Below are 16,358 nucleotides of genomic sequence, written 5' to 3' on the forward strand. Positions count from 1 at the left end.
TCCTTCGACCCGCCGCCGACAGAGAGTCGAGCCGGCTCCGATTTGACTTCATCGTATCGATCGACCAACAAAGGAGACGAATGATGCTCTACCGAATTCACGCACGAGCCCTTTGGATCGCGCTGCTGGTCGCGAGCGCGGCGCTGCTCAGCGGCGCTCTCGCCTGCGCGGCGCCCTTCGCGGCTTTCGCCGCTCTCGCGGCGATCACCCTGCCGAGGCGCGACGCCGCGCTCGTGGCGGCGTCTGCGTGGCTCGCCAATCAGCTGGTCGGCTTCACGATGCTGAATTATCCGGTTGCTTTCGACTCGCTGATCTGGTCCGCGATACTGCTCGCTTCCATGGTCGCGACTGCCGTAGCCGTGCAGACCGTCGGCGGCGGCCTGGCGCGGTTCGGGGCCGCAGCGGCGATCGTCGCGGGCTTCCTCGTGAGCCAGATCGTCTTCCGCGGTCTCATGATCGTCGCGGCGTCGCTCATGGGAGGAGTCGAAGGGTTCACGCTCGACGGTCTGGCCTATCTCTCCGCGCTCGATTCCGCGACCTTCGTCGGATTGCTCGCGATCGCGGAAATAGCCGCTTTCGTCGGGCGGTCGCTCCTCGCTCCTGTCCGAATGGCGCAGCCACGCGCCTGAGGAAGGACGGATTCGATCTTTGCAGGGACGCCGCAGCGCGGCGTCCCGCCTTTACCGGAGAAAGTGGAATGGCAGGTCTGGCTGCTCGTCACGAGCTGATCGACAATCCGGACGGTTCGCAGACACGCTACAGTTATTTCGACGCCTCGGAGGAGACTCTCGCTCGGCTCGTCCAGGAGCTCTTTGGAGATCATTGGCGGCGGCTCACCGTCGGTCCCTGGGTGCTCGGCGCGGTCTTCGAGCTCACCTTCGATCACCCGCCGAAGGTGACGATCCAAAACGGCTATCTGACCGTGGACGCAGGCGCTTGGCATTTTCATCTCTGCGTCGCGCAGTACAGAGGAAGCGGCTCGCCGGAGTCGCATCTCTTGCGTCGCGTGTCCAAGATCGCTTTCTATGATTGGCGAGGCGACGGCTCGATCAAGGAGCGCAGCTCCGGCATCCGCATGTGGAACGGCTATGGCGAGCAGATGACGACCATTTTCTTTCCGCATGTCCTGCTCGGCGAGACGCCCCATACGGTAGGCCCGCCGAACTGGGAAAATCTACGACTCTACTACGAATTCCGCCGGCGCTATCTGGACGAGCCCGTTCCTGCGGATCTGGAGGCGGCCGGACGCGCCCGATTGTGCGCCTAGCCTTCTGCTCAGGGCTCAGTGCGGCGCTATCCTCGTCGGCGACGACCGCTTTCTGAGCGGATCGACCCCTTCGCCCTACTTCGGGAGCGTGAAGTTCACCTGGTGACGTCGGTCCGAAGAAGGAGGCGAGAAGATGAGAGATTCGGCGCGGGCGACGCCCGAACGGAGAACGGACCCGGACGGGACGCCGGTCGACGTCTTTGCGTTGCCGGCCGATGCGGAAAGTCTCGAAGAGCTGCTTCGCGATCTGTTCGAGCGTCATTGGGAAGAGATCGTGTTCGGCCCGATCATCCAGGGGGCAGCCTTCGAGATCTATCCCGATCAGGCGCCGTCGGGGATCGGCCTGCTCGACGGATATCTGACCATCGCATTCGGGCGTACGCATTTTCACGTCTGCATCGGCGAAACGAAGGGACCACGCAGCCGGCCGACGCCGCCCGATCTCGCGCGCCACAGGCGAACGGCGCGCGCCGAACTGCATCGCCGCTTCGCGGGAACCTGCGTGCCCATGTCCTGGAGCCTTCAGCTCTTCAACGGCGCGGGCGAGCAACAGCTCGCCGTGCTCTTGCCGAATCCTTTCCTCGACCATGAGACGGGGAGATTTCTGAAGGAGCCCGACTGGTCACGGCTCGCTTTGTGGGATGCGCTGCGCGCGCGCTGGCTCGGCCTGCGTGAAGCCGATCCCGTCGATCGGTCCGCGACCCGCGGCCGCTAGAAGCGAACGATTCATTTCGCCGGCGGCGAGGAGCCGACGGCTTCGGACTTCTCGCCCTCCGGAAAACGCAATGGCGAGCGGAGCAGGCGGCGGAAGGATATGACGTTTTCTGCTGTCCGCGTCACCTGAGAGGAGACTTGTCATGACTGCATCTTCTTTCGTTTCGCCGGGATTGTGCCGGGCCATATGGATGTTCGCGTTGGTTGCGGGCAGCGTGCTCTTCACGTTCGGCTTCGCCTGCGCCGTTCCCTTCGCCGCCTTGGCGGCAATCGCCGCCCTGACGCTCGGCCGACGCGACGCGCTTGCCGCGACCGGCGCCGTGTGGCTCGCCAATCAGGCGGTGGGCTTTATTTTCCTGCATTACCCGACGGACAATGTGACGCTCGCCTGGGGCGCCGCGCCGGCGTCCTCGGCGTTGGCGCGGCCTTCCTCGCGGCCTTCGCCGTCTACGAGGGCTCGATCATCGCCATCGATGTGGCGATCGGCTACGAAGTCGTCGCTCTCGCGCCGGAGATCATCGCGCGCATTTTCCTCATCAACGCCGGCGCCTTCGGCGGCCTGTGGATATTGACGGCGGCGGCTTCGGCTCTCGCCGCCGCTCGCAAGCCATTGGTCGAGCTGGCTCCGCGCCACGTCTGAACGACGCCTCGCGCGACGAAGGGCCGATCGCGGCCCTTCGTTTTCCTTCATTGGACTTTTCGAGCGTATGATGCAGCTTCCGTTCAGGCTCGAATGCGATCCGCCTTTTCTCGTCCTCCGCTTCCCCGAAATCCACGACACGCTCGGTTGGTCGATCAACCGGCCCGGGTTCGCGGAGACGCGCGAGATCGTATGGCTCGAGGTCCGCGACAGAGAACTGCCTCTCGGCCTCGATCCGGCCGCCTTTCTTCGAGCCAGGCTATCGTCCTTCGGACTCGACGAAAACGTCGTCGCCTTCATGACCTCGCGGGACATTCGGCGGCGCCATATGTCTCGAGCCCATGTCGGGCGCGTCGCTGCGACCTGCGTGACCACCGTCGGTCTCTCGAACGGCGAGAGAGTCGGCGCTCGACGTCGGGAAGAGCCGAGAACCTGGGGCACGATCAACACTCTCGTCCATGTTTCCCGACCATTGTCGAACGGCGCTTTCGTCGAAGCGGTCTCTATCGCGACGCAGGCGAGGACGGTCGCGATTTTGGAAGCGCAGGATCGGCCCTCCGAAGCTTCAGTGACCGGCACGGGAACCGATTGCATCGTCGTGGCGGCGCCGAGAGGCGACGAGGTCGAGCAATGCGCAGGCCTTCACACCGAGATCGGAGAGGCGATCGGCCGCGCCGTCTATGATGCGACGTTCGAAGGCGTGCAGACATGGAGCGCCGATATCGTCGATATACGATCCGGCGCCTATCCGTGAGTCCTCTCGGCTCGCCGGATTTGCTCAACCTTCGTCCCCGAGACTGGCGGCCTGCTCACGGGTCAAAACGATTACGCCATCCTCGTCGGCGTAGAGCGTGTCGTCATCGTCGAAATGGACGCCGGCGAAAAAAATGCGCAGATGTGCGGCTCCTTCGCCCCGCCGCACGGATTTCCGCGGCGTGACGCCGAGCGCCTTCACGCCGATGTCGAGCTCCGCCAATGTGGCGCAGTCCCGCACATAGCCGTGAACCACGACGCCTTCCCAACCATTCTGGACGGCATCTTTGGCGATCACATCGCCGAGGATCGCGCAACGGCTGCTGCCGCCGGCGTCGACGACGAGGACTTTGCCTCGTCCGTCGGTCGCGAGCAGTTCCTTGATGCGGGAATTGTCCTCGAAGCACTTTACTGTCACGATCGTTCCGTGAAAGCGCCTCCTGCCGCCGAAGTCGCGAAACAGCGGAGAGAGCGTGCGCGCCTCGTCGAGAAATCGATCATAGAGGCCGCAAGTGCTTTCGAGCGCACCAATGTCGTTCATGATGTCTCCGGTCCGAGGTCATTTGACGGGATAGGGGGCGAATCGCCGCTCATTCTCATCGATGGCGAGGCGCTGGCCTATGTTGGGGAAAGCGCGCTGCGGACAGCTCGGGCGTTCGCACACCTTGCAGCCGACGCCGATCGGCGTCGCCGCCTCCGGGTCGGAAAGATCCAGGCCTTTGGAATAGACGAGTCGCGAGGCGTGACGGATGTCGCAGCCGAGCCCTATGGCGAAAGTCTTTCGTGGCGCGCCATAGCCGCCGGAGCCGTGCGACACGGTGCGCGCGACCCAGAGATAGGCGCGGCCGTCCAGCATGCGCGCGAGCTGTGTCGATATGATGTCCGGCCGCGCGAACGCCTCGTAGACGTTCCACAACGGACACGAGCCGCCGACTCGCGAAAAATGGAAGTCTGTCGCCGATTGGCGTTTCGAAATGTTTCCCGCACGATCCACGCGAATGAAGAAGAACGGCACGCCGCGCGCCTCGGGACGCTGGAGCGTGCTCAATCTGTGGCAGACCGTCTCGAAGCCGACGCCGAAGCGATCGCCGAGCCGTTCGATGTCGTAATGCAGTTCCTCCGCCGCAAAGAGGAATTGCCCATAGGGCATGAGCAGCGCGCCAGCGAAGTGATTGGCGAGGCCGATCCGCGCGAGACGGTAGGTTTCCTCCGCCTCGCCCGCCGCTTCTCGGGCGAGGCGATCGATCGTTTCACCCATTTCCAGAAAGGCGAGCTGCGTCGCCATCTGGAATGCGCGCTGGCCTGGATCGAGCCGCGCCGACAGCCGCAACAGCCTGTCTTCCGGCTGGTAGAGCCGTTGCCGAGGATCGTTCATGTCTGCTTGCGAGCCGGCGTCGAACACGACCGTCACACCTTGACGACGGCGCAAGTGCTCGACGAGGCCGGCGGCGACGTCGCCGCCAACGAGCTTCGCCGTCGAGAACAGCGCTTCGGCGGCTTCGTCGAGCTCGGGAAAATAATTGTGATGCGCGTAGAAGAAATCGCGCACCCGCTCGTGCGGCTGCAAGGACGCCGAAGACGGCGCGCCGTCCTCGCCGAGGCCGAGAGCCGCGACCATGGCGTCGAGGCGTTCCGCCGCATCGCGATAGCGACGATGCAGGGCGACCAGGGCGTGCCCGACCGATGGCATGTTCGCGACGATTTCGCGCAGCTCGCTCGTCGCGGCTCGCTCCGTCAGAACCGGATCGGCGAAAACGTCCTTGAGATCGGCGAGAAGTCGCGCTTCGCCTTCGGCCGAGAAGAGCTGCACGTCGACGCCGAAGGTCGCGTTGATCCTCAGCAAGAGCGGAACTGTCAGCGGCCTCTGATTCTTCTCGAGCTGGTTGACGTAGCTCGCGGAAAGATCGAGCGCCTGAGCGAGCGCGAGCTGTGTCAGCCCGCGCTCCTCGCGAAAGCGCTTCAACCGTCCTCCCATGAAGGCCTTCTTCATGACGTTCGGTTCCTCCTGGACGAGCGAATTCGCAGCATTCGCAAATTCTCGTCCCTTCGCTCGCAGAAATTCACTTTTTCAGTGATTTTCAATCACTTCTGCTTTCGCAATATTGCGATATCCGCAGCCTGACGCAAGCCGGGAAACAAGGAGAAATCGCAATGAGCATGTTCGAGATCATGATGTCGGCGCCGCCGGGCCGCTTCGACGGAATCGAGCGTCCCTATTCGCACGAGGACGTGCGGCGTCTGCGCGGATCCGTGGTCTTGCGGCACACGCTCGCCGACCTCGGCGCGAAGCGGTTGTGGGAGCTGCTGCACGCCGAGCCTTTCGTTCATGCTCTCGGCTCGCTCTCGGGCAATCAGGCGATGCAGATGGTGCGCGCCGGATTGAAGGCGATCTATCTGTCCGGCTGGCAGGTCGCCGCCGACGCCAATGTCGCCGGCGCGATGTATCCCGATCAGAGTCTCTATCCGGCTAATTCAGGACCGGAGCTCGCGCGCCGCATCAACCGGACGCTCCAGCGCGCGGACCAGATCGAGCATGCCGAAGGCAAGAAGAGCGTCGACAGCTGGTTCGCGCCGATCGTCGCCGATGCGGAAGCGGGCTTCGGCGGGCCGCTCAACGCCTTCGAGATCATGAAGGCTTATATCGAGGCCGGCGTGGCGGGCGTGCATTTCGAGGATCAGCTCGCATCCGAGAAGAAATGCGGCCATCTCGGCGGCAAGGTGCTCATCCCCACCTCGGCCCACATCCGCAATCTGAACGCCGCGCGCCTCGCGGCGGATGTGATGGGCGTCGCAATGCTGATCGTCGCCCGCACCGACGCTGAAGCGGCCACATTGCTCACGTCGGACATAGACGAGCGCGACCGGCCCTTCGTGGATTATGGCAAGGATCGCACGGCGGAAGGTTTCTTCCATGTGCGCAACGGCGTCGAATCCTGCATCGCGCGTGCGATCGCCTATGCGCCGCATGCGGACCTCATTTGGTGCGAGACGTCGAAACCCGATCTCGAACAGGCGAAACGTTTCGCCGACGGCGTGCACAAGGCGCATCCGGGCAAGATGCTCGCCTATAATTGTTCGCCCTCGTTCAACTGGAAGAAGAATCTGGACGATGCGACGATCGCGCGGTTCCAGCGTGAGCTCGGCGCGATGGGCTACAAATTCCAGTTCATCACGCTCGCGGGCTTCCATCAGCTGAACTACGGCATGTTCGAGCTGGCGCGCGGCTACCGCGACCACAACATGGCGGCCTATTCGACATTGCAGCAGGCGGAATTCGCGGCGGAAGCCGACGGCTATACGGCGACGCGGCATCAGCGCGAGGTCGGAACCGGCTATTTCGATGCGGTGGCCTTGGCGATCAGCGGCGGCGTCTCCTCGACGACGGCCATGAGCCATTCGACGGAGACGGCGCAATTCTCCGAGGGACTGGCAGCGGTCGCGGGAGAATGACATGCGCGCGCTTCGCGAAGACGACGTCAACAAGAGCGGGGAGGCCGGCGACGACCAATTCCGGGTGGCCGGCCGCGCCGAGCGCTCCGATCAGGAGAGGATGATTCGCCGTGTGGCCGAGGCGGTTCATCAATTGAACGAGCTCGTCACGCGCGCCGTGAAGGCGGGAATCAGCATCGAGCTCGTTCGTGGCTCGCGCTGGCACGACGGCGCGGGCAATTGGGGGGACCAGATGGTCCCCCTGATCCGCCAGCGAACCGCGCCGGCCCCGACAAAGCAAACGGAGAGCGGAACCACCGAAAGCAGCGAGGGAGCGGCGCCGTGAAGCCTCATAGGGTGAGGAGCTGCGCTTCGGCGGCGAATTTGCCGCGATCGGAACAGCTTGCCTGGAAGATCGCCGCCGTCGCCGCCGATCCGGCTCCCATCGACGACAACGTCGTCGAGATGATCGGCAATCGCATCATCGACAACGCCGCCGTGGCGGCCGCGTCCTTGCGCCGCCGCCCCGTCGTCAATGCACGGGCGCAGGCGGCGGCGCACCCCTATCGTCTCGGCGCCACGGTATTCGGCCTCTCGCCGCATTTCCGCGTCTCTCCCGAATGGGCCGCTTGGGCCAATGGGGTCGCCGTGCGGGAACTCGATTTCCACGACACGTTTCTCGCGGCGGATTATTCCCATCCGGCGGACAATATCCCCCCGATTCTCGCGGTCGCGCAACACTGCGACCGCAGCGGAGCCGATTTCGTCCGCGGTGTCGCCTGCGCCTATGAGATACAGGTGGCCCTGGTCAAGGGCCTCTGCCTGCACGAGCACAGAATCGATCACGTCGCCCATCTCGGTCCAGCAGCGGCGGCGGGGATCGGCGCCATGCTGGGGCTCGAGACTGAGATCATCTATCAGGCCGTGCAGCAGGCCTTGCATGTCTGCACCACGACGCGGCAGTCCCGCAAAGGCGATATTTCGAGCTGGAAGGCCTATGCGCCGGCGTTTGCGGGAAAGATGGCCGTCGAGGCGATCGACCGCGCGCTGCGCGGAGAGGGCGCGCCGTCGCCCGCCTATGAAGGAGAAGACGGCTTCATCGCCTGGCTGCTCGGGGGACCCGAGGCTGAATATGAAGTCTCACTGCCGGAGGCGGGTGAGCCGCGGCGAGCCATTCTGGAGACCTATACGAAAGAACATTCGGCCGAATATCAGAGCCAGGCGCTGATCGATCTGGCGCGCCGCCTCGGGCCGAAGATCGGAGACGATTCCGAAATCGAAGAGATCGTCATTCATACGAGTCATCATACGCACAATGTGATCGGCAGCGGCGCGCGCGATCCGCAGAAGATGGATCCGCATGCGAGCCGCGAGACGCTCGACCATTCGATCATGTACATCTTCGCGGTCGCGTTGCAGGATCGCGGATGGCATCACGAGCGCTCCTATGCGCCGTCGCGCGCAGCGCGTCCCGACACGGTCTCTCTTTGGAGGAATATCCGCACGGTGGAGGATCGGGAATGGACGCGGCGCTATCACAGCCGTGATCCACGCGAGAAAGCGTTCGGCGGTCGCGTGGTCGTCACCCTCCGGAACGGGCGCGTCATAGAGGAGGAGATCGCCGTCGCGGACGCGCATCCTCTCGGCGCACGGCCGTTCGAGCGGCGAGATTATATCGCGAAGTTTCGTCGCCTCGCCGAGGGCGTCGTCGAGCCTGCCGAGCAGGATCGCTTTCTCGCGACCGTGGAACGATTGGAAAAGCTGAACCCGGACGGATTGGCGGGCCTGTCGCTCTCGACGCCTCCCGGCCGTCTCGCCGGCGCGAAAGCGAGAGGCGTCTTCGACTGGCGTGAAGAGACCGCGGTGGCGCCCCCGCATGAAACACTCGCATGCATAGCCTGAGGAGGCGAAAATGATCGAAACGAAGCCGGCTCCGAAAAAATCTGTCGCTCTCTCCGGCGTCGTCGCCGGAAACACCGCGCTCTGCACAGTCGGGCGCGGAGGCGACTCTCTCCATTATCGGGGCTACGACATATTGGAGATGGCGGAAGCCTGCGAGTTCGAAGAAATCGCCCATCTGCTCGTTCACGAGACTCTGCCAACAGAGTCCGAACTCTCGGCTTACAAGGCGAAACTCAAATCCCTGCGCGGCCTGCCGCTCGCCGTTCGGCAGTCTCTCGAGGCTCTGCCGGCCGCCGCCCATCCGATGGACGTGCTGCGCAGCGGCGTGTCGGCGCTCGGCTGCGTGTTGCCGGAGGCGGCCGACCACAATCACTCCGGCGCGCGCGACATCGCCGACCGCCTGCTCGCTTCGCTCGGTTCGATGCTGCTCTACTGGCATCACTATGCGCACAATGGCCGTCGGATCGACATCGAGACCGATGATGATTCGATCGGCGCGCATTTCCTGCACCTTCTGCACGGCCGGCCTCCTGCGGAGGCGCATGTGCGGGCGATGCATACGACGCTCGTCGTCTATGCCGAGCACGAGTTCAACGCCTCGACCTTCACCGCGCGCTCGATCGCCGGCACCGGCGCGGACTTGTACTCCGCGGTGACAGGCGCCGTCGGCGCTCTGCGCGGGCCCAAGCACGGCGGCGCGAATGAAGCCGCTTTCGAAATTCAGAAGCGCTATGCGAGCGCCGACGAGGCGGAGGCCGACATACGCCGGCGCGTCGAGGCGAAGGAAGTGATCATCGGTTTCGGCCATCCCGTCTACACGACCGTCGATCCGCGCAACAAGGTGATGAAGGACGTGGCGCAGCGGCTCTCCGCGGACGGAGCGTCCATGAAGATGTTCGAGATCGCCGAGCGCATCGAGGCGGTGATGGCCGAGAGCAAGCGCATGTTCGCCAATGTCGATTGGTTCAGCGCCGTGTCCTATCACGCCATGGGCGTGCCGACGGCGATGTTCACGCCGCTGTTCGTGATGGCCCGGACGTCGGGCTGGTGCGCGCATATCGTCGAGCAGCGCGTCGACAACAAGATCATCCGGCCGTCCGCCAATTACGTCGGGCCGCAGAGGCGCCGCTTCACGCCGATCAAGGACCGTGGCCTGCGCTCGTCGCCTTCCTGGGCGGCGTGACCCGGGCCGATTTTTCGAGAGGACCGACGATGAAGACCAAGTACTCGCTCGTTTTTCAGGACGCGAAGCGAATCGCCGAGGCGGCCGAAGCGGAGGCCTCGCGGAACGGATGGAGCGTGGCCGTCGCGATCGTAGACGACGGCGGGCATCTCGTCTTCTTGCAGCGGCTCGACGGAACGCAGGCGGCATCGAGCGAGATCGCGATACACAAGGCGAGAACGGCAACCCTGTTCAAGCGGCCCACGAAAGCTCTCGAAGAGGTCATCGCCTCCGGCCGTGTCGCGACGCTGAATCTCCCGGGCCTCACGCCGGTCGAAGGCGGGGTTCCGCTCGTCTTTCGCGGCGATATCGTCGGCGCGATCGGCGTTTCCGGGGTTCAATCGTTCCAGGACGGGATCGTCGCCCAGGCTGGAGCCGACGCCGTCGAGCAAGGCGCGTGATCGTGCCGGGCACGAAACGTCGGCGCTGATATAATGATATTCAGATATCTTTATATCATGATTGACAAGCGCCCGCCAAATCGAAAGAATGCTTTTCGTCGTGGTTCTCCGGCCAATTCCTGGTCGGAGCCAAGAGGGAATTCGGTGAGCCTTCGGGCGAATCCGGAGCTGCCCCCGCAACTGTGAGCGGCGAGTTCCGCGTCCATCTCGTGTCACTGGAGCCGCAAGGCTCCGGGAAGGCCGGACAGGAACGACGACCCGCGAGCCAGGAGACCTGCCGCGACGTCATGAAATCCTCGGGCGGGGCGCCCCGGTGGATCGCTCGCGGCCGTCGGAGACGTTCTCCGACGGGGTTTTCCGCTCGCGACCGCTCGGCCTTTTGCCCCCAATGCGAATGGGGTCTGCCGAAATGTCGAATGAAAGAACATCTTCCGCCATCGCCGTCGCGACGCTCGGCGCGCCGCGCATCGGTCCGCGCCGCGAACTGAAGTTCGCGCTCGAGAGTTTTTGGGCGGGCAAGTCCGACGCCGAGGCGCTCGCGAAGACAGCTTCGGAGCTGCGCGCCGCCAATTGGGCGCGTCAAGCGATGCTCGGGGCGACCGTCGTCCCTTCGAATGATTTCTCTCTCTACGATCATGTGCTCGATGTGAGCGCCATGGTCGGCGCCGTGCCGGAGATCTACGGATGGCGCGGCGGCGAGGTTCCGCTCGACGTCTATTTTGCCATGGCGCGTGGATCGTCCGGCGCCGCTCCCTGTAGACATGCTCATCATCAGGGGCACGGCGCGCCGGCGCTCGAGATGACCAAATGGTTCGACACCAATTACCATTACATGGTTCCCGAGTTCACGCGCGGGCAGGTATTCGATCTGTCGTCGCAAAAGCCGATGAATGAGTTTTCGGAAGCGCTCGCGCTCGGCTATCGCACGCGGCCCGTCCTTCTCGGACCCGTTACTTATCTCCTGCTCGGCAAGAGCAAGGACGCGTCCTTCGAGCCGATCGATCTGATCGACGGCCTCCTTCCCGTCTATGTCGAAACGCTGAAGCGTCTCACGGAAAAGGGCGCGGAGTGGGTCCAGCTCGACGAGCCCTGTCTCGTCCTCGACCTCGACGAGAAGGTGCGCAAAACGCTGCTCCGCGCCTATTCGATCTTCGCGCGCGAAATTCCTTCGCTGAAGATCATGCTGACGAGCTATTTCGGCGGCCTCGGCGACAATCTCGAAACCGCCGTCGCGCTGCCGATAGCCGGCCTGCATCTCGATCTCGTTCGCGCGCCCGGCCAGCTCGACGCCGTCTCGGCGAAGGCGCCCGGCGATCTCGTCTTGTCGCTCGGCGTCGTCGACGGCCGGAATGTATGGCGCGCGAACCTGCCTACGATCGTCGATCGGCTCGAATCCGCGGTCGCGTCTCGCGGCGCGGAGCGTGTCGAAGTCGCGCCCTCGTGCTCGCTCCTGCATGTTCCGGTCGATCTCGCGCTCGAGGATACGCTCGATCCTGAACTGAAGAGCTGGCTCGCTTTCGCTGCGCAAAAAGTGTTGGAGCTCGCGACGATCGGCCGTGCGCTCCGAGACGGGCGCGAGGCGGTCGCAGACGCGCTCGAGGCCTCCGGGGCCGCCGCAAGGGCGCGCAGGTCGTCCGACAAGATTCATGATCGCGCCGTCGCTGGGCGCGTCGCGTCGCTGACGCCGGAAATGTCGCGTCGCGGCCTCCCGTTCGCAGAGAGGCGTGGTCTTCAGAAAGACCGCTTGCGCCTTCCATCATTCCCGACCACGACGATCGGCTCCTTTCCGCAGACGGAGGAGGTGCGCAAGGCGCGCGCCGCCTATCTCAAAGGCGCGCTGAGCTATGCGCATTATCACGCTTTTCTGCGAGAGAAGATCGAGGACGCCGTACGCTGGCAGGAAAGAATCGGCGTCGACGTGCTGGTGCATGGCGAATTCGAGCGCAACGACATGGTCCAGTATTTCGGCGAACAGCTCGCAGGCTATGCTTTCACCAAGAATGCATGGGTGCAGAGCTACGGCTCACGTTGCGTGCGGCCGCCGATCATCTATGGCGACGTATCGCGGCCCGAGCCGATGACGGTCGAATGGACGGCCTACGCCCAATCTCTGACGAAGCGGCCGGTGAAGGGCATGCTCACGGGGCCGGTGACGATGCTGCAATGGTCCTTCGTGCGCGACGACGTGGAGCGATCGCTCGTCTGCCGGCAGATCGCGCTGGCGCTACGCGACGAGGTCGTCGACCTCGAGAAGGCCGGCGTACGCATCATTCAGATCGACGAGCCGGCGCTGCGCGAAGGTCTGCCCTTGCGGCGCACAGATTGGCAGGCCTATCTCGAATGGGCGGTCGAATCTTTCCGCATCGCGGCGTCCGGCGTCGCCGACGAGACGCAGATCCACACCCATATGTGCTATTCGGAGTTCAACGACATCATCGATTCGATCGGCGCGCTCGACGCCGATGTGATCTCGATCGAGACCTCGCGCTCGAAGATGGAGCTGCTCGACGCTTTCGTCAGCTACAACTATCCTAATGAGATCGGTCCGGGTGTCTACGACATTCATTCGCCCCGTGTTCCGTCCGTGGAAGAAATGGCGGACCTTCTCGCCAAGGCCAAGGAATGGCTCTCGATCGATCAGATCTGGGTCAATCCCGACTGCGGCCTGAAGACCCGCAGATGGGAGGAGGTCGAGCCCGCGCTCGTCAATATGGTCGCCGCCGCGCAACGGCTGCGCAGCCTCGCCGCTGTGCGGCAGGGAGGGGGATGATGAGTGAGCGAGCAGCGCCGCCGATCACGACCCTGGTCGACATCGTCTTTCCGCAGGACACGAACCACCATGGAACATTGTTCGGCGGCGTCGGTCTCGCGCATATGGACAAGGTCGCCTTCATCACGGCCTCCCGCCACGGGCGCGTCGACTTCGTCACCGCCTCCTGTGAGCGTGTTGATTTCGTGGCGCCCGCTCATCTCGGCGATCTCGTCGAGCTGACGGGCCGGATCGTCCGCGTCGGGCGCCGCTCGCTCGGCGTCGAGGTCGATCTCGTCGCCGAAGCGCCGCTTTCCGGCGAGCGGAGGCGCTGCGGAAGCAGCGTCTTCCACATGGTCGCCGTCGGAGGGCTGGAAAAAAGCGGCGGCGTTCTGCCGCCGCTCCAGCCGCAGGAGGCCTTTTTCGATCGACACGAGCTCCGCATGGTCGAGCTGGTGTTCCCCGAACAGACCAGCCATTACGGCAGCCTGTTCGGCGGACATGCGCTCGCCGCCATGGCGAAGGCGGCCTTCGTCGCCGCGACTCGGCGAAGTCGCGCGGCGGTCGTCCTGGCGGCCTCGCCGCGCGTGGATTTCAAGAGCCAGGTCCACAAGGGCGAGGTTTTGGAGCTCTCGTCACGCATTGTCCGCACGGGTCGAAGTTCGATGACAGTGGAGGTGGAGCTCTGGGCCGAGAACCTGCTGTCTGGCGAGCGACGGCACGCGGGCGGCGGCGCCTTCGTGATGGTCGCCGTGGGGCCGGATCATCGGCCCATCGTGATCTGCGAGCCGTCGGGCGGATGAGAGAACAATGGCCGAGCGCGTCGTTCTCGTCACCGGCTCGCTGGCCGAGCCGCGCTTGAAGCGGGTCGCCGAGGAACTCGTCGACGAGAGCGGCTCCGAGTTCGTCGTCTCCAATATCGGCGTGAAGGTCGCGGCGCTGATGACGACGGAAATCGTCCAGCGCCGTCTGACGTTGCCGGAGGGAACCGATCGGGTGATCATGCCCGGACGGTTTCGCGGCGATCTCGAACGTCTGTCGGACTTTTTCGGCACGCGCTTCGAGCGCGGGCCGGACGAGCTTGCCGACCTGCCGGAGTTCTTCGGCAAGGCTGGAAAAGCCGTAGACCTGTCGCGCCATGACGTTCTCATCTTCGCCGAGATCGTCGACGCGACGCTGATGACGCCAGCGCAGATCGTCGAGCGTGCACGCGCGCTGCGCGCCGAAGGCGCGGACGTCATCGACCTCGGCTGCCTGCCGGATAGCCCCTTTCCGCATCTCGAGCAGGCGATCGAGGCGCTGCATAGCGACGGCGCCCGTGTCAGCGTCGACTCGTTCAATGCAGAAGAGCTGGCGCGCGCCACGCGCGCCGGCGCCGACTATCTTCTGAGCCTCAGCGAGAAAACGATCGGAGTCGTCGACGAAGGCCCGGCCGTCCCGATCCTCGTCTCCGCGGGATCGGCCGACATGGCGTCGCTCGACCGCGCAATCGATCTGATGATTGCGAGAGGCAGGCCCTATTACGCCGATCCGATCCTCGATCCGATCCATTACGGCTTCGCCGAATCGATCGCTCGATACGTCGAACTGCGCCGCAGACGGCCCGACGCGTCCATTCTCATGGGAATCGGCAATGTCACGGAGCTCACGGACGCGGATACGACCGGCGTGAACGCGTTGTTGATGGGCCTCGTCTCCGAGCTTCACATCACAGCGGTGCTCGCCGTGCAGGTGAGCCCGCATTGTCGAACGGCGATCCGTGAGTTCGATCGGGCTCGACGCGAATACTACGCGGCTCGCGAGGCGAGAGCGCTGCCGCAAGGTTTCGGCGACGGGCTGATGGCGCTCCGCGACCGTAAGCCCTATGCCACGACGCCTCAGGATATCGCGACGCTTGCCGCACAGGTGCGCGACCAGAATTACCGCATCGAAGTGGCCGAGGATGGAATCCATATCTACAGCCGTGATGGCCACCACGTCTCCGATGATCCTTTCGAGTTATTTCCGAGGATCGACACACGAGGAGATGTCGGTCACGCCTTTTATCTCGGCGTGGAAACAGCGCGAGCGGAAATCGCTTTTCGCCTCGGTAAGCGCTACGCACAGGACGAATCGTTGTCTTTCGGCGTCGTCTCCAAGACCGGAACTGCGGCGGAGGAGGCTCATCTTCTGGCGTTCGAGGAGGCGGGCCGGACTCTCCAGAAGCGAGCGTCCCCAAAAGCGGAGTGACAGGCAAACGTCCATGCGGAGGTCATGGAGAAGAAACGTCGAACGAAAGCAGGTCCAGGAATTGAGAAAATACAAATTTGATTTGTTCGGATAAATTCATGAGCGCAGAATGGTCCGACGCGGCTTCACTTCGCCGCCTGTTGGCGACACTTCCGTGCGCTTTTTGTTTATCGAAACGTCGAACGCCGTGCCGAGCGCCTTGATCTCACCTCCAGCGGTTTCGACGACGAACGGTCGGCTCGCGTCTTTCTCGACTTTGAACCAAGCTTCGCTGCGAGCAATACGAGTCGCCGCTTGTCACCCGAGTAATCGAATTTCAAAGCGGAATCCGCGTTCAAATGGGCGCGCGGACCATCTGGCAGGGCGACTGTTCTGAGTTCGCCTGTCCACGTCCGGACATTTGCGCTCCACCAAATCCAAAGATCTCCTGCAAAGATGGCCACGGTCGCCGCGGTCAACGCTCCGACGATCGCCGCCGAATACAAACGACGGCGGCGCTTCGGTCGGCGTTTCGAGGCGGCATAGGCGCGCACGGAAGATTTCGGCAACGCCCCAAAAATCACACGTCTCCTCTAAGGCCGCAGAAGGCCACCAACGCCGACTTGTTCGATCACTTTGAACAGACCCGTCGAGTTCTCGTCTCCCGCCACAAGCGCCCGCGCCCAACACGCCGCTTTGCGCTACAAGGCGATGAGACGCGCTTTCCCCATAGCGGCTAACGACCCGCGCCTTCGTTTAATCCGGCTTATATGAGGTCCGCTTCCCGCGAGCCGAAAAATTGCGTCGCGGACCTCACATAACCCTCCAGATTCATTCGACATCTTCTCGCGGATTCGAACAGCGGCTTTTTCGTCTCGCGTAAGAACAGCAAGTGCGAACAGGGCATCCGCGCTTCAATCGATCTGGGAGCATCGAAGCAAACGGCGGACTTTCTGATCGTGTTACGATGGTTTCTTTCGGAGCGTTTCGCGATCGCCGTTGTTCGACACCTGCATGGGCCATCGCATGTCGTCTCCTTCGCGTCCTCCGCCCGACTCTTGCGGACGAGGCAG

Annotated in this window: 16 protein-coding genes and 1 riboswitch; of the genes, 13 read left to right on the forward strand and 3 right to left on the reverse strand. The window is 63.8% G+C overall.

Annotated elements, in window-relative coordinates:
• The first annotated feature begins 80 nt into the window (after positions 1–80).
• From AC6IW9_RS07715 to AC6IW9_RS07735, 5 genes are all read left to right on the forward strand, one after another.
• The gene (locus tag AC6IW9_RS07715) at positions 81–629 is read left to right on the forward strand and encodes a hypothetical protein (protein ID WP_497770994.1); all 549 of its coding nucleotides are present in this window, start codon (positions 81–83) and stop codon (positions 627–629) included.
• Between the two features lie 68 nt (positions 630–697).
• Positions 698–1,267 carry a DUF7676 family protein gene (locus tag AC6IW9_RS07720; RefSeq protein ID WP_497770997.1) on the forward strand — a complete coding sequence of 190 codons (570 nt, stop codon included), beginning with the start codon at positions 698–700 and terminating at the stop codon, positions 1,265–1,267.
• Between the two features lie 133 nt (positions 1,268–1,400).
• Positions 1,401–1,982, forward strand: coding sequence for a DUF7676 family protein (locus AC6IW9_RS07725; RefSeq protein WP_497771000.1), 582 nt, complete (start codon positions 1,401–1,403; stop codon positions 1,980–1,982).
• A 321-nt stretch (positions 1,983–2,303) separates the two neighbouring features.
• Entirely contained in the window at positions 2,304–2,621 is a 318-nt protein-coding gene (locus AC6IW9_RS07730; protein WP_497771002.1) for a hypothetical protein, read from the forward strand.
• Between the two features lie 67 nt (positions 2,622–2,688).
• Complete coding sequence (locus AC6IW9_RS07735; protein ID WP_497771006.1) at positions 2,689–3,375, forward strand: adenosylcobinamide amidohydrolase; 687 nt, start codon at positions 2,689–2,691, stop codon at positions 3,373–3,375.
• A gap of 24 nt (positions 3,376–3,399) precedes the next feature.
• Here the strand turns inward: AC6IW9_RS07735 and rraA are convergent, their stop codons facing one another.
• Both rraA and AC6IW9_RS07745 read right to left on the reverse strand, forming a co-directional pair.
• Positions 3,400–3,915 (reverse strand): ribonuclease E activity regulator RraA, encoded by a 516-nt coding sequence (gene rraA / locus AC6IW9_RS07740; RefSeq protein WP_497771015.1) that lies wholly within the window; start codon positions 3,913–3,915, stop codon positions 3,400–3,402.
• Between the two features lie 18 nt (positions 3,916–3,933).
• The gene (locus AC6IW9_RS07745; protein WP_497771019.1) at positions 3,934–5,364 is read right to left on the reverse strand and encodes a short-chain fatty acyl-CoA regulator family protein; all 1,431 of its coding nucleotides are present in this window, start codon (positions 5,362–5,364) and stop codon (positions 3,934–3,936) included.
• A gap of 161 nt (positions 5,365–5,525) precedes the next feature.
• Between AC6IW9_RS07745 and aceA the strand changes: the two genes are divergently transcribed.
• From aceA to AC6IW9_RS07785, 8 genes are all read left to right on the forward strand, one after another.
• Positions 5,526–6,824, forward strand: a complete 1,299-nt coding sequence (gene aceA, locus AC6IW9_RS07750; RefSeq protein WP_497771022.1) for an isocitrate lyase — start codon at positions 5,526–5,528, stop codon at positions 6,822–6,824.
• A 1-nt stretch (position 6,825) separates the two neighbouring features.
• The gene (locus tag AC6IW9_RS07755; protein WP_497771025.1) at positions 6,826–7,149 is read left to right on the forward strand and encodes a hypothetical protein; all 324 of its coding nucleotides are present in this window, start codon (positions 6,826–6,828) and stop codon (positions 7,147–7,149) included.
• Positions 7,146–8,705 carry an MmgE/PrpD family protein gene (locus tag AC6IW9_RS07760; protein WP_497771028.1) on the forward strand — a complete coding sequence of 520 codons (1,560 nt, stop codon included), beginning with the start codon at positions 7,146–7,148 and terminating at the stop codon, positions 8,703–8,705. Before AC6IW9_RS07755 ends, AC6IW9_RS07760 begins: the two co-directional genes overlap by 4 nt.
• 10 nt (positions 8,706–8,715) lie before the next feature.
• Positions 8,716–9,888 carry a bifunctional 2-methylcitrate synthase/citrate synthase gene (prpC, locus tag AC6IW9_RS07765; protein ID WP_497771031.1) on the forward strand — a complete coding sequence of 391 codons (1,173 nt, stop codon included), beginning with the start codon at positions 8,716–8,718 and terminating at the stop codon, positions 9,886–9,888.
• Positions 9,889–9,917: 29 nt separating this feature from the next.
• Positions 9,918–10,328, forward strand: coding sequence for a GlcG/HbpS family heme-binding protein (locus AC6IW9_RS07770; RefSeq protein ID WP_497771034.1), 411 nt, complete (start codon positions 9,918–9,920; stop codon positions 10,326–10,328).
• Positions 10,329–10,412: 84 nt separating this feature from the next.
• Positions 10,413–10,624, forward strand: a riboswitch (cobalamin riboswitch).
• A gap of 113 nt (positions 10,625–10,737) precedes the next feature.
• Positions 10,738–13,098, forward strand: a complete 2,361-nt coding sequence (gene metE / locus AC6IW9_RS07775) for a 5-methyltetrahydropteroyltriglutamate--homocysteine S-methyltransferase (RefSeq protein ID WP_497771037.1) — start codon at positions 10,738–10,740, stop codon at positions 13,096–13,098.
• A complete protein-coding gene (locus AC6IW9_RS07780; RefSeq protein ID WP_497771040.1) occupies positions 13,098–13,880 on the forward strand; it encodes an acyl-CoA thioesterase in 783 nt (260 codons plus the stop codon). Before metE ends, AC6IW9_RS07780 begins: the two co-directional genes overlap by 1 nt.
• A gap of 7 nt (positions 13,881–13,887) precedes the next feature.
• The gene (locus AC6IW9_RS07785; protein WP_497771043.1) at positions 13,888–15,306 is read left to right on the forward strand and encodes a DUF6513 domain-containing protein; all 1,419 of its coding nucleotides are present in this window, start codon (positions 13,888–13,890) and stop codon (positions 15,304–15,306) included.
• A gap of 96 nt (positions 15,307–15,402) precedes the next feature.
• Here AC6IW9_RS07785 and AC6IW9_RS07790 read toward each other — a convergent pair whose 3' ends face one another.
• Positions 15,403–15,588 carry a FecR domain-containing protein gene (locus tag AC6IW9_RS07790; RefSeq protein WP_497772465.1) on the reverse strand — a complete coding sequence of 62 codons (186 nt, stop codon included), beginning with the start codon at positions 15,586–15,588 and terminating at the stop codon, positions 15,403–15,405.
• Between the last annotated feature and the right edge of the window lie 770 nt (positions 15,589–16,358).

Source organism: Methylosinus sp. shoA (assembly GCF_059718125.1).